Source organism: Micromonospora palythoicola (assembly GCF_036689795.1).
Classification (GTDB): domain Bacteria; phylum Actinomycetota; class Actinomycetes; order Mycobacteriales; family Micromonosporaceae; genus Micromonospora; species Micromonospora palythoicola.
Window position 1 is genome coordinate 23,586 of record NZ_JBAGKI010000015.1, and the last position, 15,482, is coordinate 39,067.

The window sequence follows — 15,482 nt, forward strand, 5'->3', positions numbered from 1 at the left end:
CTACCGGTCGCGCCGGTCGCCGTCAGAAGAAGCGGCGGCGCTTGGCCTGCTTGGGGCGGATCAGGTCGGCGCCCTTGTTGAGCAGTCGGGTGGCCCGGTTGGGGCCACGCCGAGACTCCAGCGTGTGGCTCAGTTTCCGGGCTCCGGCGGCGGCGACCGGTACCGCGATGGCCATCACCGCCCACTGCCCGATGCGCTTGCGGATCATATGGGTTCACCTCCGTCAGTGGCTGCTGCCAGCGGTCATACCCAGCGTGGCCGCCCGCTATGCGCCCGGGTGGCCGGAACCACCCGGCGCCGACGTGGTCGGGGCCACGGACCTCAGGTCGTCGGGGCCACGGGATTGGGCAGCGCGCCACCGAACCGACGGTCACGCTGGGCGTACAGCTCGCAGGCGTACCACAGGTGGCGGCGGTCGAAGTCGGGCCAGAGCGTGTCCAGGAAGATCAGCTCGGCGTAGGCGCTCTGCCAGAGCAGGAAGTTCGAGGTCCGCTGCTCGCCGGAGGGCCGCAGGAACAGGTCCACCTCGGGCACCTCGGGGTGGTAGAGGTACCGCCCGACCGTCTTCTCGGTGACCTTGGCCGGATCGAGCCGGCCGGCGGCCACGTCCCGGGCGATCGCGGCGGCCGCGTCGGCGATCTCCGCCTGCCCGCCGTAGTTCACGCAGAACTGCAGGGTCAGCGTCGAGTTGCCGCGGGACATCTCCTCGGCGGTCTGCAACTCGCCGATGACGCTCTTCCACAGCCGTCCGGCCCGACCGGACCACACCACCCGCACCCCGAGGTCGACCAGTTGATCCCGGCGGCGGCGGATGACGTCCCGGTTGAAGCCCATCAGGAACCGCACCTCATCCGGGGAGCGGCGCCAGTTCTCCGTCGAGAAGGCGTACGCCGACAGGTACGGGATACCCAGTTCGATGGCGCCCTCGACGGTGTCGAAGAGGGAGAACTCCCCCGCCTCGTGGCCCTTGGTGCGGGGCAGGCCGCGCTCCTTGGCCCACCGACCGTTGCCGTCCATCACCACGGCGACGTGGCGGGGCACCGCCTCGGACGGCAGCGCTGGCGGTCGGGCTCCCGACGGGTGCGGTGTCGGCGGCACCGGCTCGCGCCGCCCGGCCCTCGACGATCGGATCACTCGGTCTTCTCCCTGCTCACGTCCTGTGACGCCCGGTCGGGCGGCAGCACTGCACCGGCGGGGGCGACCATGCCGCCGTCGCTCGATCGCCGCGCGCCGGGTGCCGACGGCAGCCCACCCCGGTCCACCAGCGGCAGCGAGCGTAGCGCGCGTTCCAGGTGCCACTGCAGGTGCGCCGCGACCAGGCCGCTGCACTCCCGGCGTACCCCGTTCTCGGTGGCATCGGCGACCCGCCAGTCACCGACGGTGAGCGCCGACATCAGGTCGATGGTGGCCGGGGCCGGATGGGCGGCTCCCGGTGGTCGACAGTCCGGGCAGACCGCTCCCCCGGCCGGCACCGAGAACGCCCGGTGCCGGCCGGGGGTGCCGCAGACCGCACAGGCCGTCAACGCCGGTGCCCAGCCCGCCAGCGCCATCCCGCGCAGCAGGTACGCGTCGAGCACCAGCGTGGTGGCGTGCTCGCCGTCGGCGAGGGCCCGCAGCGCGCCCAGGGTGAGCTGGAACAGGCGCAACGACGGTTCCCGCTCGACCGGGGTGAGGCGCTCGGCGGTCTCGGCGATCGCGCTGGCCGCGGTGTAGCGGGGATAGTCGCCCAGGAACCGTTTGCCGTACAGGTCGATCCCCTCGACCTGGCTGACGGTGTGCAGCGAACTGCCCAACTCCCCCTTGGGGTCACCGGCCAGTTGCAGGTCGACGTGCCCGAAGGGCTCCAACCGGGCGCCGAACTTCGACGTGGTCCGGCGCACCCCGCGGGCGACCGCCCGGAGCCGGCCGTGTCGCCGGGTGAGCAGGGTGATGATCCGGTCGGACTCGCCGAGCTTCTGCACACGCAGCACCACCGCGTCGTCGCGGTAGAGCTGTCGGCGGTACCCGGCCATCGCGCCATTCTCCCCTCCGGCTCGAAATCAGGTCCGACCCCGGGTCGGAATTCAGGGTCCGCTCGGGGTCGCCGTGCCGACGAACCCGGATGCGCGGCCGGTCGCACCGGTCGTAGCGTGCTCGGCATGGCTTCCTACCGGACCAGCGCCGCCCCCCGACCCACCGCCACCGCAGTGCGCCGATCCACCGCGCGGTGGGGGCGCGCCGGACGCCGGAGCGCCATCGCGGTCGCCGCGACCACCGCCCTCATCGTCCTGGTCGGGTGCGACAAACTGTCGTACCGGCGGCTGGACTTCGACACCACCGAGTCCGCCCCGATCACCGCGATCCAGGTGCTGCCCGGCGCCGGCGACGTGGTGGTCCGCGCCGACGGCGCGGCGGACGGGGTACGCGTCAAGCGCGTGGTGCGCTACCAGGGTGACCAGCCGGACGCGACGTACGAGGTCAGGGGCGCCGAGCTGGTGCTGGACACCTCCTGCGGCCCCCGGTGCAGCGTCTCCTACGAGGTGACGGTCGGCGAGGGGGTGAGCGTACGAGGCGAGACCGGCTCCGGGAACGTCGACCTGAGCCGGGTCGGCCAGGTGGATCTCAAGGTCGGCTCCGGCGACGTACGGGTGGCCTCGGCAACCGACGCGGTACGGGTGGAGACCGGCTCGGGCAACGTCGAGGTGTACGACGTGAGCGCCCCCGTCGTGGTGCGGGCCTCCTCCGGAAATGTGACGGCAAGCCGGCTCGGCGGCAGCGTGGACGCGGAGGCCAAGTCCGGCAACGTCACCCTCGAACTGGACAAGCCGGCCTCCGTGCGGGCGCACGCGTCGAGCGGCAACGTCGAGCTGACCGTGCCGAAGGGCGGGTACCAGGTCCGATCGAGGGTCGGCTCCGGCCGGACCGACCTGGGTGTGACGCACGACCCGTCCGCCGCATCGGTGCTCGACCTGCGCACCGGCAGCGGCAACATCACCGTCACCGTGCGATGACGTCCCCGTCCCGGCCGCGCTGTCGCGGGACCGGGACCGGGACCGGCGGCCCGGCACCCGCCTCGTGATCCTCGTCGGCGCGGGACTCCGCGTGCCGGCGGACGGGGCGTGACGTTGGGCGACGGCCACCGGGCACCAGCTCCGGCGGGCGTCGCGCCGCGACGTCCTCGACCCATCCCACCACCGCCGTGACCAGGCCGACCAGCAGGAAGACCAGGGCAACCCGGACCGCCAGGCCCAGCAGATCCTGATGCGACCAGCCGACCACGTCGACCAGCGGGGTGAGTGCGACCACGAACGCCATGTGCCACAGGTAGACCGTCAAGGCCCGCCGGTTCAGCACGGTGACCGCCCGACCGACCAGCGCGTTCCGGTCCACCCAGGCGGCGGTCGCCGGTGCCCGGCCCAGGGCCACCAGGATGAACGCGGCCGACCAGAGCGCGTTGCCGAGCGGAATGTCGTTGAGGTCGTGGCCGCGCGGACCCTGATGGGTCAGGATCCACGCGCCGCCCACCGCCGCCAGCGCCAGCGCGGTCGGCACCAGAATCCAGCCGCTCAGGCGGCGCAGCAGCCCGCTCTGGTGGGCGAAACCCAGCAGCCACGCCCCGAAGTAGAGCCCGAAGTGGCGCAGCACGACCGGCGGGTTCTGATAGATGCCCAGCTCGATGACCAGCAGCAGGCAGTACGGAGCGAGCAGGGTGGGTAGCGGGAACCGCCGGAACAGCCACAGCGCGACCGGGGAGGCGAGCACGAACCACAGGTAGTCACGCAGGTACCAGATCGGGCTCAACGCCAGCGCGCCCCAGTAGTTCGCCGGCGGGTCGGCCACCGGGAACAGCCAGAGCAGCACCGCCGGGGTGAGCGGCAGCCCGGTGAGCAGCATCGCCGGCACGAAGACCACCGCGACCACCCACAGCGACGGCAGCAGCCGCCGCAGTCGCCGGCCGACCGCCGCCGGTCCGGACGCCGCCAGGGACGCGGCCATCAACGAACCAGCCAGCGCGAACATCACCGACATCGCCGGGAACACCAGCGTAAGCGATCCCCAGCCGGTGACGTGGTAGACGACCACCCGCACGATGGCCAGAGCGCGCAGCAGGTCCAGGTATCTGTTTCGCATCAGCCTGCATCTGTGTCGGGGGCGCGGAGGCGGTTGCCTACCTACCCTCCGCCGACCGCCGACAAAACAGCCAGAGACCCACCGGGATCGTGAAAATCCGCATATGCCTGACCGATGCCGATCATACGATCCGAGGCCGTTCGCCCGCTTCCTCGATACCGCCGGATCGGTTCAGAACCCGAGTTTGCGCAACTGCTTCGGGTCGCGCTGCCAATCCTTGGCCACACGTACGTGCAGATCGAGGTAGACCTTCGTACCCAGCAGTTCCTCGATCTGCCGTCGGGCGGCGGTGCCGACCCCCTTGAGCCGCGCACCCCGATGCCCGATGACGATCGCCTTCTGACTCGGCCGCTCCACGTACACGTCGGCGTAGATCTTCGTCAGCCGACCCTCCGGGAGCATCTCCTCCACCACCACGGCGATCGAGTGCGGCAACTCGTCCCGGACGCCCTCCAGCGCGGCCTCCCGGATCAGCTCCGCCACCAGCACCTGCTCCGGGTCGTCGGTGAGCATGTCGTCCGGGTACAGCTGCGGCGACTCGGGCAGATAGCGGGTCATCACCTCCACAAGCGTGTCGACCTGGTGCCCGGAGACCGCGCTGACCGGCACGACCTCCGCGAAATCCCCCAGCTCACTGACCGCCAGCAGCTGCTCGGCCAGCCGCTTGCGATCGACCAGGTCGGTCTTGGTGACCACCGCCAGCACGGTCGCCTTCAGCTCGGCCAACTCGCCGGTGATGAACCGGTCGCCCCGGCCGATCGGCTCGTCGGCCGGAATGCAGAGGCCGATCACGTCGACCTCGCTCCAGGTCTGCCGCACCAGATCGTTGAGCCGCTCGCCCAGCAGGGTGCGGGGACGGTGCAGCCCCGGGGTGTCGACCAGCACGAGCTGCGAATCGGGTCGGTGCAGCACCGCCCGGATCACGTGCCGGGTGGTCTGCGGCTTGTTCGACGTGATCGCGATCTTCTGCCCGACGATGGCGTTGGTCAACGTGGACTTGCCGGCGTTGGGCCGGCCGACGAAACACGCGAACCCCGCCCGGTAGGAGCGCTCGGTCATGCCCGCACTCCGCCGCGCCCGTTCACTCGGTCACCGTGCCGAGCACCGTGCCGTCCGGCCCGGCCAGGTGCACCGGCGCGTCGGCGGCCAAATCACGCACCGCCGCGTAGCCGGCTCCGTCCAGGGTGGACGCCTCGGTCACCACCACCGCGGCCTCCAGCCGGGTGGCACCCGCCGCAGCCGCCGAGGCGACCGCCAGTTGCAGCGCGGTGATGGTCAGCGAGGGCAGCGACACGCTGGCCGCCGCGTACGTCCGGCCGTCCTGGTCCCGGACCGCGGCGCCCTCCACCGCGCCCACCCGTCCCCGGGCCCCCCGGGCGAGGACGACCAGCTTGCCGTCCTCGGCGCTCAGTTCGGTGCCACTGGACCGGACGGCCGGTACGGCGGGTGACTCAGGCATCGGCGGGCTGCCTCTCCTCGGATCGGTCGGTGTCGGAGCGGGCCACGGTCGGCGTCCCACCCGGGTCGTGCTGCGTGTCGGTCGGCTCCACCCGGCGCACCAGCACGGTGTCGATCCGGTTACGGCGACCGGTGGTGCCCTCGGCGACCAGTCGCAGCCCGGCCACCTCGACCTGCGCCCCCGGAATCGGCACCCGCCCCAGGGCCTGGGCGAGCAGCCCACCCACGGTCTCCACCTCGTCGTGCGGCAGCTCGGTGTCGAACAGCTCGCCGAGATCCTCGACCGGCAGCCGGGCGGTGACCCGCACCGCACCGTCGGGCAACTGCTCGACCGGCGGGCGCTCGACGTCGTACTCGTCGGTGATCTCCCCGACGATCTCCTCGAGGATGTCCTCGATGGTGACCAGGCCGCCGGTGCCGCCGTACTCGTCGACCACGATGACCAGGTGGTTGCGGGCGGCCTGCATCTCCGACAACAGGTCGTCGACGGGCTTGGACTCCGGCACGAAGGTCGCCGGCCGCATCAGCTCGGCCACCGGCAGCTGATGGTCCTCGGCGGCCCCGCCCTGGGTACGCCGGATCAGGTCCTTGAGGTAGAGGATGCCGAGCACGTCGTCGACGCTCTCGCCGATCACCGGGATCCGGGAGAAGCCGGAGCGCAGGAACAGCGCGAGCGCCTGGGACAGATTCTTGCCCGACTCGATCCACACCATCTCGGTACGCGGCACCATCACCTCGCGGGCGATGGTGTCACCGAGCGCGAAGACCGAATGGATCATCTGCCGCTCGCCGTGTTCCACCACGCCCCGCTGCTCGGCCAGGTCGACCAGCTCCCGCAGCTCGACCTGGGTCGCGAACGGCCCCTCCCGGAAGCCACGGCCCGGGGTGACCGCGTTACCGATCAGGATCAGCAGGGACGCCAGCGGGTTGAGCACCCGGCCCAGCCAGCGCACCAACGGTGCCGCCGCGCGGCCCACCGCGTACGCGTGCTGCCGGCCGATGGTGCGCGGACCGACGCCGACCACGACGAAGCTGACCACGGTCATCGCCCCGGCGGTGACCAGCGCCGCCCGCCAGCCCGCGCCGAATGTGTCCACCGCCACCAGCGCCACCAGCGTGGTGGCGGTCAGTTCGGCGAGCAGCCGGAGCAACAGCAGCAGATTGAGGTGCCGGACCACGTCACCGGCGACCGTCTGGAGGGTGCGCGCACCCCGGATCCCCTCGCGGGCCAGTTCGGCCGCCCGGGCCGGCGAGACCGCGGCCAGGGCGGCCTCGGTCATCGCGATCAGGCCGGCGAGCACCACCAGCCCGGCAGCGAACACGAGCAGTTGCAGGTCGGGTAGGCCGGTGGCGGACGCGGCCAGCGCAGTTTCCATCACCGGGAGCGGGCCGACCGCCAGCTCGCCAGCAACCGGGCCTGGAGCCCGAACATCTCCCGCTCCTCCTCCGGTTCGGCGTGGTCGTAGCCGAGCAGGTGCAGTACACCGTGCACGGTGAGCAGGTGCAACTCGTCGGCGGTGCGGTGCCCGGCGGTCGCGGCCTGCTTCGCGGCCACCTCCGGGCAGAGCACGATGTCGCCGAGCAGCGCCGGCTCACCACCGGCGGCGGCGCTCTCACCCGGCCCGTGGTCGACGCTGCCCTCGTCCATGGGAAAGGCCAGCACGTCGGTCGGACCGTCGCCACCCATCCAGCGATGGTTCAGCTCGGTCATGTAGTCCACGTCCACCAGCAACACGGACAGTTCGGCGAGCGGGTTGACCCCCATCTCGTCGAGCGCGTGCCGGGCGACGGCGAGCACGGCGTCGGTGTCGACCTCGGCACCGGACTCGTTGGCGATCTCGATGGACAACTGTCTTCCCTCGGTCTAGCGGCGCCGGCCGCCGCGGTTGCCCTGGGCGCTCCGCCCGGACACCGCGTGCACGCCCTGTGCCTGCTGGTTCTCGGCGTCCCACCGCGCGTACGCGTCGACGATCTCACCGACCAGTCGGTGGCGGACCACGTCGGCGCTGGACAACTGCGCGAAGTGCACGTCCTCGACCCCGGCCAGGATGTCCCGGACGACCCGCAGCCCGCTCGTCGTCCCACCGGGCAGGTCGACCTGGGTGACATCGCCGGTCACCACGATCTTGGAGCCGAAGCCGAGCCGGGTGAGGAACATCTTCATCTGCTCGGGCGTGGTGTTCTGCGCCTCGTCGAGAATGATGAACGCGTCATTAAGCGTCCTTCCCCTCATGTATGCCAGGGGGGCGACCTCGATCGTGCCGGCGGCCATCAGCTTCGGGATGGTCTCCGGGTCGAGCATGTCGTGCAGGGCGTCGTAGAGCGGGCGCAGGTAGGGGTCGATCTTCTCGTTGAGGGTGCCGGGCAGGAACCCGAGTCGCTCCCCCGCTTCGACCGCCGGCCGGGTCAGGATGATCCGGTTGATCTGCTTGGCCTGCAACGACTGCACCGCCTTGGCCATGGCGAGGTAGGTCTTGCCGGTACCCGCCGGGCCGATGCCGAAGACGATGGTGTGCCCGTCGATCGCGTCGACGTAGCGCTTCTGTCCCAGGGTCTTGGGCCGGATGGTGCGCCCACGCCGGGACAGGATGTTGAGGGTCAGGACCTCGGCGGGCCGCTCCGTACCACCCTGTTCGAGCATGCCGACGGTACGCCGGACGGCATCGGTGGTCAGGGTCTCGCCTTTCTCGATGAGTTCGAGCAGCTCACTGAAGAGCCGCTCGGCGAGGGCGTTGTCGGCGGGAGCGCCGGTGATGGTGATCTCGTTGCCACGCACGTGCACGTCACTGTTCACCGAGCGCTCGACCAGTCGCAGGATCTCGTCACCCGCGCCGAGCAGGTTGACCATGATCTTCGAATCGGGGACCGTGATCCTGGTCTGCACCCGGGGCGGGCCGGGAGGTGGGGTGCCGGTCATAGGTCGGGCCCGAGGGCCCTGCGCCACCTGCTCTCGATCTCGATGCCGGGCCCGTGGCACGGCGTGCGGACGTTGCCTCCATCGTATCGGGTCAACGGCGCGGACACGCTGCCCATTTCCACCGCTTCGACGCTCCGGCCGGAACGGGCGAAAAAGGGCATTCCGTCCAGCGAACCGCCCGGGTCAGCCGCGGAAGTCGAAGCCGTCGAAGGTCTCCTGGCGGCGGGTGAACCGGTAGGTCGCCCAGTGCATCCGGACCACCACGCCGGCCGCGTCCCGGGTGAGCCGGAGCAGCTCGCCGTTCTCCCGGCCGGAGACCGTACGCAGCACGTCCGGCTGGTCCGGCACCGGGGCGAACACCGCTGGCGGCTTTCCCGGCGGGTCACCGGCACCACGGGCCCGCAGGGCCCCCTCGTGCCACGAGAAGACGTACTCGAAGCCCTCGCCCCACCAGCGGCCGAGCAGCCCGCGCAGATCGGGCGGCGCCGGATCGCCCGGCCGCCACGGGTCGATGTCGGCCGGATCGTGCTCGACCGCGGCGGCGAGCAGCCGGTGCGGCAGCTCCAGCAGCTCGACGGCGGTGCCGGAGGAGCCCAGCACGGCGGCGCCGAACGCCCCGGGCGTGCCCTCGCCGCCCCGGCGGCCGTACGCCCCGGCGAGGAAGCCGGGCATCGCCCCGTCGTGCCCGACGTGCACCACCCGCTCCCCCTGCGGCACCAGGATCAGGCCGAGACCGAACCCGCCGGCCCACACCGCCTCGTCGGTGACCGTCACCGGCCAGCGCATCTCGTCGAGCGTGGCCGGGGCGAGCACCCGACCCGCGGCGTCCAACGCCGCCGGGTCGGCCAGGAAGGCGGCCCAGCGGGCCATGTCGGTCGCCGTGCTCCACAGTTGCGCGGCCGGGCCCACCGCGCCGAAGTCGGTTGGCGGCTCCGGATGCGCCTCGTCGGAGTACGCGTCGACCAGGAACCCGGTCGCGGCACGTGGCCCCGGAGCGGCAGTGGTGGCGGTGAGCCCGAGCGGGGTCAGCACCCGCTCGGTCAGCACCTCCACCCAGCTGCCGCCGCGTACCCGCCCGACCAGGTGGCCGAGCAGCGCCATGCCGAGATTCGAGTAGTGGTAGCGGCGGCCGGTCGGCAGCACCCGCTCGGCCCGGGCCAGCTCGTTGATCAGCTGGTCGGTGTCCGGCGCGCGCAGCGTGTCCCAGACGTCGCCGTACGGTTCGCGTTGCAGGCCGGCGGTGTGCGACAGCAACCGGCGTACGGTCAGCTCGCCGTGCGCCGGCAGGTCGAGGTGCCGGTGCAGCGGGTCGTCGAGGTCGAGCAGCCCGTCGTCGCGGCACTGCAGGACCAGCACGGCGGTGAAGGTCTTGGTCACCGAGCCGATCCGGAACCGGGTCTGCTCGTCCAGCGCCGTGTCGTTTCCGGTGCCGCCGGCGGTGCAGGTCCACAACGGTCGGTCGGCGCGGTGCACCGCCGCCGAGACCGCCGGCACCCGGGCCTGCGCCTGGACCTGCCGCACCATCCGCTCCAGCCGACCGGCGGCGGAGGTGTCGCCGGCGGCGGAGGTCATCCGAGGCTCCGGGCCAGCATCGGGCCGAGTGGGGCACCGCCGAGCACGTGCGCGTGCACGTGGAAGACCTCCTGGCCGCCGTACGCCCCGGTGTTGAACATCAGCCGGAACCCGTCGCCGAGCAGGCCCTCGTCCTCGGCCACCGCGGCGGCCGTGGCCAGCACCTCGCCGGCCAACGCCGGATCACCCTGCCCGAGGGTGGCCACGTCCGCGTAGTGCTCCTTGGGCACGACGAGCACGTGCACCGGCGCCTTCGGGTCGATGTCGCGGAAGGCGAGCGTGGTGGGCGTCTCGCGGACCACGGTGGCCGGAATCTCGCCGGCGACGATGCGGCAGAACAGACAGTCGCTTCCCATCCGGGCAGTGTAAGGAAGAAACGCTCGGCGCCGTCGCCGCGCGGCTCACCAGCGCAGCAGACGGGTGGCGAGGACCGCCAGGGCGGCCACGCCCGCGGTGGAGGTGCGTAGCACCGACGGGCCGAGCCGCACCGGTCGGGCACCGGCTTCCTGGAAGGCCGACAGCTCGGCCGGGGTGATGCCGCCCTCCGGGCCCACCACCAGCACGATCTCGCCGTGGTCGGGCAGCTCGACGGTGGTGAGTCGGTCGGTCGCCTCCTCGTGCAGCACGTACCCGGCGGCCGCCCCGGCGATCCGGCGCGTCACCGACGCGGTGCTCTCGTCCGGCGCGCCCGCCACCACCGGCAGCCACGCCCGCCGGGCCTGCTTCGTCGCCTCCCGGCTGGTGGCGAGCCACCTGCCCCGGGCCCGTACGCCCCGCTCGCCGCGCCACTGCACCACCGAGCGGCCCGCCGCCCAGGGGACTATCTCGTCCACGCCCGCCTCGGTCATCGACTGCACGGCCAGCTCGCCCCGGTCGCCCTTGGCGATGCCCTGGACCACCACCAGGCGGGGGTTCGCCGCGTCGACGTACCCCCGGTCGGTCACGTCGAGGTCGAGGGTGCCCCGGCCGACGGCGGTGACCACGGCGGTGGCGGTGCCGCCCCGACCGTCGGCGAGCAACACCTGCTCGCCGACGCGCAGCCGCTGCACGGTGGCGGCGTGGTGGCCCTCCGGGCCGTCCAGCACCGTCGAGGCGGCGGTGGGCAGCGACTCGACCAGGAACAGCGGGGCGGACACGTCAGGCGTGGCCGTTGAAGGCGTCGCGCATCCGGGAGAAGAAGCCACCCTGCTTGGTCAGCTCGGCGACCTCCTCGCCTCGGGTCTTGGCGAACTCGCGCAGCATCCGCTCCTGGTCGGCGTCGAGCTTGGTGGGGGTACGCACGTCCAGGTGGACGTAGAGGTCGCCCCGCCCGGTGCCACGCAGGTGCGGTACGCCCCGGGCCCGCAGCCGCAGGGTGCTGCCCGGCTGGGTGCCCGGCTTGACGTCGACCGGTTCCTCGCTGTCGAGCGTCTTGATGGTCAGCCGGGTGCCGAGCGCGGCGGCGGTCATCGGCACGGTGACCCGGCAGTGCAGGTCGTCGCCCTTGCGGGAGAAGACGTCGTGCGGCCGTTCGTGGATCTCCACGTAGAGGTCACCGGCGGTGCCGCCGCCCGGGCCGACCTCGCCCTGCTGGGCCAGGCGGATCCGCATGCCGTCCTCCACCCCGGCGGGGATCTTGACGGTCAGCGACCGGCGGGTGCGGACCCGGCCGTCACCGGCGCAGGTCGGGCAGGGCTGCGGGATGGTGGTGCCGTAGCCCTGGCAGACGGTGCAGGGCCGGGCGGAGACCACCTGGCCGAGAAAGGTGCGTTGCACCGACTGCACCTCGCCCCGCCCGCCGCACGCCTCGCAGGTGGCCAGGTGGGTGCCGGCGGCGGTGCCGGCGCCGGAGCAGGTGGTGCAGAGCACGGCGGTGTCGACGGTGATCGGCGCCTCGACACCGAAGGCCGTCTCCTGGAGGTCCAGCTCCAGTCGCAGGATCGCGTCGGCACCGGGGCGGGTACGCGGACGCGGGCCGCGTCCGGCGCCGGTGGCGCCACCGAAGAACGCGTCCATGATGTCCTGGAAGCCGACGAAGGGTCCGGCTCCGCCGGGGCCGCCCGGACCGCCGGGCCCGCCCCCACCGGGTGCCAGCGGGTCCCCGCCCAGGTCGACGATCTGCCGTTTCCGATCGTCCGAGAGGACCTCGTACGCGGCGTTGATGTCCTTGAACTTCTCCTGTGCCTCCGGATCCGGATTCACGTCCGGATGGAACTGGCGCGCCAGCTTGCGATAGGCGCGCTTGATCTCGTCGTCGGAGGCACCCTTGCTCACGCCGAGAATGCCGTAGTAGTCCCTGGCCACTGCGTTCCGTGTCCTCGTGTTCGTCTCGAGTTACGCCGTTCGGCGGCGGCAGCCTGCCGTCGGCCCTGACTTGTCAGTTCTGGGCCAGCAGCTCGCCCACGTAGCGTGCCACGGCCCTCACCGTGGCGATGGTTCCGGGGTAGTCCATCCGGGTCGGTCCGAGCACGCCCATCCCCCCGACGATGGTCGCGCCCGGGCCGTACCCGGTGCTGACCACGGAGGCCGCCCGCAGGTTGTCGTACTCGTTCTCGTCGCCGATGCGCACCCGCAGGGTGCTCGGCTCCACCTCGCCGATGAGCTTGAGCAGCACGACCTCCTCCTCAAGTGCTTCGAGGATCGGACGCAGCGAGCCCTGGAAGTCGAGCAGGCCGCCCCGGGCGAGGTTGGCGGTGCCGGCCAGGGCCAGCCGCTCCTCGTGCCGTTCGACCAGGGTCTCCAGCAGCACCGTGGACAGGGTGGTCATCGCCGGGCGCAGGTGCGGCGCGCAGTCGTCGATGAGGGTCTGCACCAGCGGCGGGGTCTCCGACAGGCGGACGCCCACCAGTTTCTCGTTCACCAGCCGGCGCAGGTCCAGCACGTCGTCGGCGGGGACCGGTGCGGGCAGCTCGACCAGCCGCTGCTCGACCCGGCCGGTGTCGGCGATCATCACCAGCATCAGCCGGGTGGTGGAGATCGGCACCAGTTCCAGGTGACGCACCCGGGACCGGGCCAGGCTCGGATACTGCACGACGGCGACCTGCCGGGTCAGCTGCGCCAGCAGCCGCACCGTGCGGTGCACCACGTCGTCGAGATCCACGGCACCGGCCAGGAAGCGCTCGATCGCCCGGCGTTCGGCCGGGCTGAGCGGCTTGACCCGGCTCAACCGGTCGACGAAGAGGCGGTAGCCACGGTCGGTGGGCACCCGCCCCGCGCTGGTGTGCGGCTGGCGGATGTAGCCCTCCTCCTCCAGCACGGCCATGTCGTTGCGAACGGTGGCCGGTGAGACACCGAGCTGGTGCCGCTCGACGAGCGACTTGCTGCCGACCGGCTCCTGGGTGGCGACGTAGTCCTCGACGATCGCCCGGAGCACGGCGAGCTTCCGGTCGTCCAGACCCATCCTTGCCACCTCCTGTCGCAGGTCAGCTCGCGGCGTCACGACCGCCAGAGGAACACTCTGGCACTCGACTGTAGCGAGTGCCAGTCTACGTCGGCGCCCCCGTCCACGCGATGATCAAGTCAGCACCTGTCGTCATCGAGCCGATCGGCGGGTTGACACTCGCCGGTGTCGCTCTGGTGCACCGTTGCCGCTGGCACCTACCGTGGCCTCCATGACTGAACCACCTCGTCCCCCGGACTCCGGCGACGAACCCACGACACCACTGTCCGGTTCGCCTGGCCAGGGCGGCTATCCCCCGCCCGGCGGCTATCCACCCCCCACCGGCGACCAGCCGCCGCCGGCCGGCTACCCCCCACCCGGCGGTTATCCGCCGCCGGGAGCACCCGGTGTCGGCTACCCGACGGGAGGCTACGGCGCTCCCGGTGGTGGCTACGCCAACAACGAGGACAAGACCTGGGTGCTGATCGCACACTTCGGCGGCCCGCTCGGCGTGGTCGTCGGCGGCGGGCTCTTCGGCTGGGTGGCACCGCTGATCGCGATGATGGTCCGCGGGCAGCAGTCCCCGATCGCCCGGGCGCACTCGGTGGCCGCGCTGAACTTCCAGCTCACCTGGGCGGTCGTCGGGGTGCTGAGCTGGGTGCTCGCCACGATCACCTGCGGCATCCTGTTCTTCGTGCCGATCATCGTCGCGATCGTGCCACTGATCTTCGGCATCATCGGCGGGGTGAAGGCCAATGAGGGTGTGCTCTACCAGTACCCGATGACCTACGCCTTCGTGAAGCGCTGACCGCGCCGACCGGTCTGATGACGGGGATCAGGGCAGCAGGTCGCGGACCACGGCGTCGGCGAGCAATCGGCCGCGCAGGGTGAGCACGGCGCGCCCGGCGGCGTGGGCGGGCTCGGCGAGCAACCCGGCGGCCAGCGCACGCGCCGCGCCGGCCCGTCCGGCGTCGGTCAACACGTCCAGCGGCAGGCCGCCGGCCAGTCGCAGGCGGAGCATGACGTCCTCCATGTGCGCCTCGTCGCCGGTGAGCACCTCCCGGGCCTGCCCGGGAGACTCCCCGGCGGCGAGGCGTTGCGCGTACGAGGCGGGATGTTTGACGTTCCACCAGCGCACCCCGCCCACGTGGCTGTGCGCCCCCGGCCCGAGGCCCCACCAGTCCCCGCCGGTCCAGTAGAGCAGGTTGTGCCGGCAGCGCGCCTGCGGCGTGCGGGCCCAGTTGGACACCTCGTACCAGGAGAAGCCGGCCGCGCCGAGGGTCGCCTCGGCGGCCAGGTACCGGTCCGCCGCCACGTCCTCGTCCGGGTACGGCAGCTCGCCCCGGCGCATCCGGGCGGCGAGTCGGGTGCCGTCCTCGACGATCAGGGCGTACGCGCTGACGTGGTCAACGCCGGCGGCCACCACCTGGTCCAGTGAGGCGGCGAAGTCCTCGGCCCGCTCCCTCGGCGTGCCGTAGATCAGGTCGAGATTGACGTGGTCGAAGCCCGCGTCGCGGGCCTCCAGGGCCGCGGCGGTGGCCCGGCCGGCGCTGTGCCGGCGGTCCAGCACGGCGAGCACCCCGGGCGCGGCCGACTGCATGCCCAGCGAGATCCGGGTGTACCCGGCCGCGCGCAGCTCCTTCAGCGAGGTGGGCGTCACCGACTCCGGGTTCGCCTCGGTGGTCACCTCCGCGTCGGCGGCCAGTCCCCAGGTCCGGTCGATCGCGTCCAGGATGCGGGCCAGGTCGTCGGTGGGCAGCAGGGTGGGGGTGCCGCCGCCGACGAAGACCGTCCGCACCCGTGGCGGCGGAGCGTCCTTGAGCACCCGGGCGGCGAGTGCCAGCTCCGCCAGCACGGTGTCGGCGTAGCCCGCCCGGCTCGCTCCGCCACCCAGCTCGTCGGCGGTGTACGTGTTGAAGTCGCAGTAGCCGCACCGGCTCGCGCAGAAGGGCACGTGCACGTAGACCCCGAAACCCCGGGCGCCCACGGACGCGCGGGCGGACGCGGGCAGCGACCCGTCGGCCGGGACGGGCTCGCCTGCTGGAAGGACGCCGGGCATGGCCACTA

Annotated in this window: 17 protein-coding genes; 2 read left to right on the forward strand and 15 right to left on the reverse strand. The window is 72.3% G+C overall.

Going from position 1 to position 15,482, the window contains the following annotated elements:
• Positions 1-22 precede the first annotated feature (22 nt).
• The 3 genes from V5O40_RS09310 to recO form a co-directional block, all read right to left on the reverse strand.
• Positions 23-208, reverse strand: coding sequence for a hypothetical protein (locus V5O40_RS09310; protein WP_164449425.1), 186 nt, complete (start codon positions 206-208; stop codon positions 23-25).
• A 113-nt stretch (positions 209-321) separates the two neighbouring features.
• Positions 322-1,098: an isoprenyl transferase gene (locus tag V5O40_RS09315; protein WP_332905164.1), complete on the reverse strand. Its 777-nt coding sequence runs from the start codon at positions 1,096-1,098 to the stop codon at positions 322-324.
• Between the two features lie 32 nt (positions 1,099-1,130).
• The gene (gene recO, locus V5O40_RS09320) at positions 1,131-2,012 is read right to left on the reverse strand and encodes a DNA repair protein RecO (protein WP_332905100.1); all 882 of its coding nucleotides are present in this window, start codon (positions 2,010-2,012) and stop codon (positions 1,131-1,133) included.
• A gap of 126 nt (positions 2,013-2,138) precedes the next feature.
• Here recO and V5O40_RS09325 point away from each other — a divergent pair, with 126 nt between their 5' ends.
• Positions 2,139-2,990: a DUF4097 family beta strand repeat-containing protein gene (locus V5O40_RS09325; protein WP_332905101.1), complete on the forward strand. Its 852-nt coding sequence runs from the start codon at positions 2,139-2,141 to the stop codon at positions 2,988-2,990.
• Here the strand turns inward: V5O40_RS09325 and V5O40_RS09330 are convergent.
• From V5O40_RS09330 to hrcA, 11 genes are all read right to left on the reverse strand, one after another.
• On the reverse strand, positions 2,977-4,110 hold the full coding sequence (locus V5O40_RS09330; protein WP_332905102.1) for an acyltransferase family protein: 1,134 nt from the start codon (positions 4,108-4,110) through the stop codon (positions 2,977-2,979). The genes V5O40_RS09325 and V5O40_RS09330 overlap by 14 nt on opposite strands.
• Before the next feature lie 171 nt (positions 4,111-4,281).
• Positions 4,282-5,169 carry a GTPase Era gene (gene era, locus V5O40_RS09335; RefSeq protein WP_332905103.1) on the reverse strand — a complete coding sequence of 296 codons (888 nt, stop codon included), beginning with the start codon at positions 5,167-5,169 and terminating at the stop codon, positions 4,282-4,284.
• Between the two features lie 22 nt (positions 5,170-5,191).
• A complete protein-coding gene (locus V5O40_RS09340; RefSeq protein WP_332905104.1) occupies positions 5,192-5,569 on the reverse strand; it encodes a cytidine deaminase in 378 nt (125 codons plus the stop codon).
• Entirely contained in the window at positions 5,562-6,944 is a 1,383-nt protein-coding gene (locus tag V5O40_RS09345) for a hemolysin family protein (protein ID WP_408631847.1), read from the reverse strand. The genes V5O40_RS09340 and V5O40_RS09345 overlap by 8 nt, the downstream gene beginning before the upstream one ends.
• Positions 6,944-7,417 carry an rRNA maturation RNase YbeY gene (ybeY, locus tag V5O40_RS09350; RefSeq protein WP_203996152.1) on the reverse strand — a complete coding sequence of 158 codons (474 nt, stop codon included), beginning with the start codon at positions 7,415-7,417 and terminating at the stop codon, positions 6,944-6,946. The genes V5O40_RS09345 and ybeY overlap by 1 nt, the downstream gene beginning before the upstream one ends.
• Positions 7,418-7,432: 15 nt before the next feature.
• Positions 7,433-8,485, reverse strand: a complete 1,053-nt coding sequence (locus V5O40_RS09355) for a PhoH family protein (protein WP_332905105.1) — start codon at positions 8,483-8,485, stop codon at positions 7,433-7,435.
• 183 nt (positions 8,486-8,668) lie between these two features.
• Positions 8,669-10,057 carry a serine hydrolase domain-containing protein gene (locus V5O40_RS09360; protein WP_332905106.1) on the reverse strand — a complete coding sequence of 463 codons (1,389 nt, stop codon included), beginning with the start codon at positions 10,055-10,057 and terminating at the stop codon, positions 8,669-8,671.
• The gene (locus V5O40_RS09365; RefSeq protein ID WP_164449415.1) at positions 10,054-10,413 is read right to left on the reverse strand and encodes a histidine triad nucleotide-binding protein; all 360 of its coding nucleotides are present in this window, start codon (positions 10,411-10,413) and stop codon (positions 10,054-10,056) included. Before V5O40_RS09365 ends, V5O40_RS09360 begins: the two co-directional genes overlap by 4 nt.
• A 45-nt stretch (positions 10,414-10,458) precedes the next feature.
• Positions 10,459-11,193 (reverse strand): 16S rRNA (uracil(1498)-N(3))-methyltransferase, encoded by a 735-nt coding sequence (locus tag V5O40_RS09370; protein WP_332905107.1) that lies wholly within the window; start codon positions 11,191-11,193, stop codon positions 10,459-10,461.
• A 1-nt stretch (position 11,194) separates the two neighbouring features.
• Complete coding sequence (dnaJ, locus tag V5O40_RS09375) at positions 11,195-12,340, reverse strand: molecular chaperone DnaJ (RefSeq protein ID WP_269737789.1); 1,146 nt, start codon at positions 12,338-12,340, stop codon at positions 11,195-11,197.
• Between the two features lie 73 nt (positions 12,341-12,413).
• Positions 12,414-13,436 (reverse strand): heat-inducible transcriptional repressor HrcA, encoded by a 1,023-nt coding sequence (hrcA, locus tag V5O40_RS09380; protein ID WP_269737790.1) that lies wholly within the window; start codon positions 13,434-13,436, stop codon positions 12,414-12,416.
• 211 nt (positions 13,437-13,647) lie between these two features.
• Here hrcA and V5O40_RS09385 point away from each other — a divergent pair, with 211 nt between their 5' ends.
• Positions 13,648-14,223 (forward strand): DUF4870 domain-containing protein, encoded by a 576-nt coding sequence (locus V5O40_RS09385; RefSeq protein WP_332905108.1) that lies wholly within the window; start codon positions 13,648-13,650, stop codon positions 14,221-14,223.
• A gap of 27 nt (positions 14,224-14,250) precedes the next feature.
• On the opposite strand, the gene hemW is transcribed toward V5O40_RS09385, so the two are convergent.
• Positions 14,251-15,474 (reverse strand): radical SAM family heme chaperone HemW, encoded by a 1,224-nt coding sequence (hemW, locus tag V5O40_RS09390; RefSeq protein ID WP_332905109.1) that lies wholly within the window; start codon positions 15,472-15,474, stop codon positions 14,251-14,253.
• Positions 15,475-15,482 lie beyond the last annotated feature (8 nt).

Bases quoted from the DNA above. Each gene is read 5' to 3' on its own strand.
- recO (WP_332905100.1), bottom strand. From the start codon at position 2,012: ATGGCCGGGTACCGCCGACAGCTCTACCGCGACGACGCGGTGGTGCTG.
- V5O40_RS09385 (WP_332905108.1), top strand. From the start codon at position 13,648: ATGACTGAACCACCTCGTCCCCCGGACTCCGGCGACGAACCCACGACA.
- V5O40_RS09365 (WP_164449415.1), bottom strand. From the start codon at position 10,413: ATGGGAAGCGACTGTCTGTTCTGCCGCATCGTCGCCGGCGAGATTCCG.
- V5O40_RS09355 (WP_332905105.1), bottom strand. From the start codon at position 8,485: ATGACCGGCACCCCACCTCCCGGCCCGCCCCGGGTGCAGACCAGGATC.
- V5O40_RS09325 (WP_332905101.1), top strand. From the start codon at position 2,139: ATGGCTTCCTACCGGACCAGCGCCGCCCCCCGACCCACCGCCACCGCA.
- hemW (WP_332905109.1), bottom strand. From the start codon at position 15,474: ATGCCCGGCGTCCTTCCAGCAGGCGAGCCCGTCCCGGCCGACGGGTCG.
- hrcA (WP_269737790.1), bottom strand. From the start codon at position 13,436: ATGGGTCTGGACGACCGGAAGCTCGCCGTGCTCCGGGCGATCGTCGAG.
- V5O40_RS09310 (WP_164449425.1), bottom strand. From the start codon at position 208: ATGATCCGCAAGCGCATCGGGCAGTGGGCGGTGATGGCCATCGCGGTA.
- V5O40_RS09345 (WP_408631847.1), bottom strand. From the start codon at position 6,944: ATGGAAACTGCGCTGGCCGCGTCCGCCACCGGCCTACCCGACCTGCAA.
- V5O40_RS09360 (WP_332905106.1), bottom strand. From the start codon at position 10,057: ATGACCTCCGCCGCCGGCGACACCTCCGCCGCCGGTCGGCTGGAGCGG.
- V5O40_RS09330 (WP_332905102.1), bottom strand. From the start codon at position 4,110: ATGCGAAACAGATACCTGGACCTGCTGCGCGCTCTGGCCATCGTGCGG.
- era (WP_332905103.1), bottom strand. From the start codon at position 5,169: ATGACCGAGCGCTCCTACCGGGCGGGGTTCGCGTGTTTCGTCGGCCGG.
- V5O40_RS09340 (WP_332905104.1), bottom strand. From the start codon at position 5,569: ATGCCTGAGTCACCCGCCGTACCGGCCGTCCGGTCCAGTGGCACCGAA.